We start from the raw sequence: 272 nt of genomic DNA, 5'->3' as shown, positions 1-272 counted from the left end.
ATCCTTGTGCGCTGACACTTAATATTAAGCTATCACTACGCGTGGTATCACCACCAATAAGGGCAACCCCGAATAATTGGCAGGCATGAAACAAGCCTTTAGCAAATTCAATTAACCATTGCTCATTTGCCAAGCGTTCTGGTAATGCCAACGCTAGCAGAATGCTATGCGGGGTTGCACCCATCGCAGCAATGTCTGAGACGTTAACCGCAACCGCCTTGTAACCGATGGCAAATGCCAGTTCATTGTCTTGTTGCCAATCAGCGCTAAAG

General features: G+C 47.1%; 1 protein-coding gene. It reads right to left on the bottom strand.

The genetic code is table 11. The features are described from left to right. Positions 1 to 272, bottom strand: a 272-nt coding sequence (locus tag AAEZ18_RS18860) for an AIR synthase related protein (protein ID WP_352255937.1), incomplete at both ends; no start/stop codon positions are given.

Source organism: Pseudoalteromonas sp. 19-MNA-CIBAN-0066, assembly GCF_040308705.1.
Taxonomy (GTDB): Bacteria; Pseudomonadota; Gammaproteobacteria; order Enterobacterales; family Alteromonadaceae; genus Pseudoalteromonas; species Pseudoalteromonas nigrifaciens.
The sequence above is the reverse complement of the archived record's forward strand: the minus strand, read 5'-3'. Positions and strand labels throughout refer to the sequence as shown.